Genomic DNA, 5,690 nt, shown 5'->3' with positions numbered 1-5,690 from the left:
GGATCAGGCCTTCGGACTCCTTGTCCAGGCGGCCGATCGGGAAGATGCGCTGTTCATGGCCGACGAAGTCGACGATGTTGCCCTTCACCGTGCTTTCGGTGGTGCAGGTCACGCCCACCGGCTTGTTCAGCACGATGTACACGTGGCGGCGGGCGCCCGGCTTGCGGGCAGTGCGCACGCGCAGCGGCTGGCCGTCGACCAGCACCTTGTCATCCTCGCCGACCACCGCGCCGGTGCCGGCGGCATGGCCATTGACGGTGACCCGGCGGGCGGCGATCAGGCGATCGGCCTCGCGTCGGGAGCAGAAGCCGGTGTCGGCGATGTATTTGTTGAGTCGRCTGGTCATCGCCCCATTATCCGGCATCACCGCCCTTCCCGCCTCATGCCGTGGTCAACGGATCTTCGGTTTCTCCATCGAACACCCGGTTGCGGCCACTGCGCTTGGCCACGTACATGGCGTGGTCGGCGCGCCGCAGCAGCGCGGCCAGGTCATCTTCGGCCGGCCGCCACTGTGCCATGCCGATGCTCGCGGTCACCTCCAGAGCGGGCACCTGCAGGTCCCGGCAGGTCTCGGTGATGCGCTGGCGCAGGCGTTCCAGGCGGGTGGCCGCAACCTCACGCGGCATGCCCGGCAACAGCAGCAGGAACTCCTCGCCCCCCATCCGCACCACCTGGTCCTCGCTGCGGACAGCGGCGCGAAGCGCGCGGGCCACGGCCACCAGCACCTGGTCGCCGATCTCGTGGCCATGGCGATCATTGATGTCCTTGAACAGATCGATATCGAGGAAGCCGATCACCAGCGGCCCCCTCTCACGCTCGCCGCCCTGCAGATGCTGGGCCAGCTGCTGCAGGCCGGCACGGCGGTTGGGCAGGCCGGTCAGCATGTCGGTCTCGGCGAGCTGGCGCATTTCATCGCGCTGCTGGCGCAGCCGGCCCAGGCGCAGGTTGAGTGCATAGGCCGCCATCATCAGCAGCCAGGTGACCGCCAGCTGCAGGGCCTCCACCCGGTATTCCATCAACCAATGCGCGCTGGCGGCGTCGGTCACGATCAGCACCAGCATCGGCGCCAGTGCGGCCAGTCCGGCCAGCGACCAGACATCGCCGCGCAACCGGGCCCAGATGCCCATCGCCAACGACAGCACGCAGCCGGCAATGAAGCTCCACTGCAGGACCTGTGTGACCACGACCAGTCCATCGCGCTGCAACCACGGCACCAGTGCCGCCAGCGTGAGCAGGGACCACAACACCAGCTGCTGGCCCGCGCGCGAACGTGGCAGCACGCGGTCACCGCCGTTCAGGCGCCACAGCGCCGGCAACACCAGTGCCTGGGTCGCTGCAGTCAGCGCCAGCAGCCACCAGTCACCGCGCCCGCCGACGCGCAGCCAGGGCTCGGGATAGCCGCTGAGGCCGCCAAGGATCGACTGCCACAGCACCAGCACCAGGGTGGCACCGATATACATCAGGAAGCTGCGGTCGCGGGTGGTCAGGTAGGCCATCAGCGCCGACAGCGCCAGCGCGATTGCCACGGCGATGCATGCGGCGCGCACCAGCAGCCGGGCAGTGTCGTTCTGCTGCACCGGGCTGGGCGCACCCAGCTGCAATGTGGGAACCCAGCGCGCCTTCAGCGGCGTCTGCCAGGAGACCAGGAAGGGTTCGTGGCTGCCGGCAGCGGGTACCGCCACCATGCCGATGCCCGCACGGAAGCGCGAATCGCGGGTGCGCGCATCCTGCATGTTGCCGCAGATCTCACGATCACCGTGCTGCAGCCGCACTTCGCCGGCAAAGATGTTGAAGACATCCAGCGCCTGCGGCTCGCCGGACCAGCCTTCTGGCGGGGCATTCACCCGTGTCTGCTGGCGCGGCCCGGCCAGCATCTCCGGCGTGCACGCGCGATGTGGCGTAGGTTCGGCTGTCGCGGTGCCGACCAGAAGGTAATCGCGGCCAGCGTCGACGCTGCGCGCATGGCCCAGCCACGGCAACGCCAACCACACCAGCAGCAGGACAAGCACCGCCCCTGTTTCCAAACGCACCTGCCTGCCGCCCACGCCACGTCCTGTTCCTGCTTACGTCCGCGCCCATTGCGCGTCGCCCCTGGCGGCATTATCGCAGCGGAATGCACCACCGATGTGTAGACCAAAGTGGCGGGGGTACTGGCCCGGGCTGCCTCCCGGCACCCGCTGTAGTGCCGGCCGCTGGCCGGCAACCTCAACAGCAACAGCAACTGCGGGCTACCGAGCTGGGCGGGGCGGTATGGGCAGGCAGGACACGCCGTAAACCCATCCATGGGGGCTCGATGGCGCCTTGCTCGTGTGCGCCGTCCTGCGCACACGGCAAGACCGGGGTTGGGCGTCCTGCCCAACCCGCCCGAGGGCATGCCTCGGGCCCATGGCGCCAACGGTCCTGCCTGCCCATACCGCCCCACCCCTGACAGTGTCCCGCCATCTGGTAGATCCACGCCGTGCGTGGATGGATGTTCATACCGTTTCGAAATCAATGAATGGATTGGATGTCATCCACCATGGATGGCGCGACCGAGCCTACAGGGACGTACTTGCGGCGTCCCCCGCAACCGGACCCACCCCGCCATCCCACGGAATGCAGCTGTTGCTGTTGCTGTTGCTGTTGCTGTTGAGGTTGAGGGTGCCGGGCGCCGCCCGGCCGCAGCACCTTCAGCCGACAGCCGAGGGCCCCTGCGTACCGGCCAACCGCATCGGTCGCAGGTCAGCCAGGGTCAGCCGTTCCAGCGGCTGCGGCCGTTCGATGGCATAACCCTGCAGCCCCTGCACGCCCATCCCGGCCAGCGCCTCGGCAATTTCGGTGGTCTCCACCCACTCGGCCACCACCTCCATCTGCAGTTCGCGGCCCAGCTCGCTGATCGCGCGCACGCTGGCACGGCTGACCGGATCGGTGTCCATGTCGCGCACGAACGCCCCATCGATCTTCAGCATGTCCGCCGACAGCTGCCGCAGATAACCGAACGAGGACAGGCCCGAGCCGAAATCGTCCAGCGCCACCCGGCAGCCGCGCGCCTTGACCGCGTCGATGAAGGCACGCGCCTGGCTCAGGTTACCGATGGCCGCGGTTTCGGTGATCTCGAAACAGAGCTTGGACGCCAGCGCGCGGTTGCGCTCCAGCAGGTCACAGACGAAGGCAAGGAATCCCGGCTCGGCGATCGACTGGGCCGATACATTGACGTTGCACAGGCCCAGCTGCCGTACGTGCGCCGGGCACACCTGCAGGTGGCGGAAAAGCAGGCCGAGCACGTGCCGGTCCAGCACCACCGCCATGCCGTAGCGCTCCACCGCAGGCATGAACTGGCCCGGCAGGTGCAGCACGCCGTCACTGTCACGCATGCGCACCAGCACCTCGTAGTGCAGGTAGGACGGATCACCCACTTTGGCGATGCGCTGCGCATACAACAGCATCCGGTTCTCGGCCATGGCGCGACTGACGCCCTGCAGGCGTTCGGCCTCCAGCCGTCGCTCCTCCAGCGCCAGCCGGTTCTCGTTGAAGCAATGCACGCGGTTGCGACCGGCCTGCTTGGCCGCATAGCACGCGCTGTCGGCCGCGCTCATCAACCAGTTCACGTCCGGCGCCTCGGCTGTCACTTCGACCACGCCGACACTGCAGCTCAACTGGGGACTGCCCTCGCTGACCGGGAACGTGGCCTGGCCCAGGTTGCGGATCAACCGCTGCAGCACACGCTTGGCTTCATCCTGGTTGGCGCGGGCAAGGAACACCGCGAACTCGTCCGCCCCCAGGCGGCCGACCCAGTCGCCATCGCGCACCGCGCCGACCAGGTACTCGGCGAAACTGCGCAGCATCTGGTCGCCGGCCGCGTGGCCGAAGCTGTCGTTGACCAGCTTGAAGTGGTCCAGGTTGATGTAGCCCAGGGCATGGGTTCCACCGTCGGAGCGGACCTGCAGCAGCGATTTTTCCAGCAGGCGCTCGATCTCGCGACGATTGATCAGCCCGGTCAGGGGGTCATGGCTGGCGTGGTGCTCTATCTCACGTGCCAGGGCATGGTTCTGGCTGACATCCTCGACGATGGCGAACACCGACAGGCGGCCGCTGGCAGTGCGCACGCCGGTACCACTCCAGCGCCCCCACACCAGGCTGCCATCGCGGCGCCGGAAGCGCAACTCGCCCGGTCGCAGCTGACGTTCCCAGTCGATGCGGCCACTTTCATCGATCACCACCTCGCCCTCCATCAGCAGCTCGGCCAGCGACATCTGCAGCAGCACGTCCCGACGATGGTCGAGAATGTCGGCCATCGCCTGGTTGGCCTCCACCACCCGGCCGCCGGCATCCAGCTTGAGCATGCCGACGTTGGCTTGGTAGAAGGCGGCCCGGAAGCGGCTCTCATGCTCGGTCAGGTCCTTGCCGACCCGGCGCGCCAGGGCCACCGCCATCAGGCTGATCAGCAGGACCGACAGGCCGCCCACGGCCAGGGTCGCGATGCGCACCGCGCGGGCCATGCGCAGCAGTGCCTGCGAGAACGCCTGCGCCTGCCCGCGCAGCTGGTGGTCGATGCCACGCAGCCGATGCAGGTAGTCATCCACGGTCGCCTCGTCCAGCGGCCCCGAGCCATGGCGCCGTTGCAGTTCCTCCGCCAGCGACTGCATGGCCAGCAGGTTTGCGTCGGTCTGCCGCCACAACCAGGTGGCTTCGCGGAAGGCTCCGACGTTGCGCGCATGGCGGAACGAGAAGATCAGCCGCGGAATGTCGGCGCGGGCATTGCCCCCACGCAGAAAACCGGCGCGGGCTGTCGCCTCGTCCGGTTCGGGTTGCTCCAGCGCCTTGCGGGCCTGCAGGTCACCCAACGGAACCTGCAGTGCCGTCTGGGCATCCTGCAGATCCTGCAGATGGCCACGCGCCAGGTAACGGCTGAGCGCTGCGGTGGCGTCCTGCTGCCCCCGCGACCAGTAGCCCTGCCCTGCGATCCATGCGGTCGATGCCGCCTGCAGCTCCTGGATCACAGCCGACAGCGCGACCAGTCCGATCGCCATGCCCGTCAACAGCGCAAATCGCAGTCCCAGCCCGCGGGTCATCGGTACCCGTCGGCGCTGCTGGTCCATGCCACTTCTACCCATCCTGGATCCCCCGAATGTGCTGCGGTGACAATCTCCTACGGAACCGCGCCAGCCTAGAACCGGTGATGTGTGGGCCATGCGAAACCGGACCCGGCCGGTGATCGGCAGCGGAGGCCGGGCCGCCCTGGCGCCATGCAAACAACAACGCCAGCCCGGAGGCTGGCGTTGTTCGTCTACTTCAGCGCGGCTTAGAAGCTGCGCGGGCCACGTGGCTTGTTGAAGCCATCACGACGCGGCGGACGGCTGTCGCGGTCGCCGCCGGGGCCACCCGGACCGCTGCGACGCGGAGCTCCCGGGCCACCCGGACCGCCCGGACCACGCTTGTCGAAGCGCGGCTTGAACGGACGCGGCGCCGGATTGACCTCTTCACCGGCGGCCAACGGGCGCATCTGCAGCTGCTGGCCGGACACCCAGACCTTCTGCAGGTGGGTCAGCACGTCCGACGGCATCTGTGCCGGCAGATCCAGCAGCGAGAAGTCGTCGTGGATGTCGATACGACCGATGAAGCGGCTTTCCAGGCCGGCTTCATTGGCGATGGCGCCGACGATGTTGGCCGGCTTCACGCCATGCTGGTGGCCGACCGAAATGCGGTAGGTC

Annotated in this window: 4 protein-coding genes; all 4 read right to left on the bottom strand. The window is 68.0% G+C overall.

What is annotated here, in order from left to right; all coding sequences use genetic code 11:
• Positions 1–346: S4 domain-containing protein (locus AC1VAN_RS16485; RefSeq protein WP_480986216.1), on the bottom strand; the 346-nt coding region annotated here is incomplete at its 3' end.
• Positions 347–380: 34 nt separating this feature from the next.
• Positions 381–2,045, bottom strand: a complete 1,665-nt coding sequence (locus tag AC1VAN_RS16480; protein ID WP_478013607.1) for a sensor domain-containing diguanylate cyclase — start codon at positions 2,043–2,045, stop codon at positions 381–383.
• A 624-nt stretch (positions 2,046–2,669) separates the two neighbouring features.
• Positions 2,670–5,093: a putative bifunctional diguanylate cyclase/phosphodiesterase gene (locus tag AC1VAN_RS16475; protein WP_478013606.1), complete on the bottom strand. Its 2,424-nt coding sequence runs from the start codon at positions 5,091–5,093 to the stop codon at positions 2,670–2,672.
• Between the two features lie 188 nt (positions 5,094–5,281).
• The coding region (locus AC1VAN_RS16470) for a DbpA RNA binding domain-containing protein (RefSeq protein ID WP_480986215.1) at positions 5,282–5,690 on the bottom strand (409 nt) is incomplete at its 5' end.

The sequence above is a fragment of the Stenotrophomonas sp. 05L44_2 genome, assembly GCF_056665995.1.
Note: the sequence above shows the minus strand (reverse complement) of the source record. Positions and strands in the feature narration are given on the sequence as shown.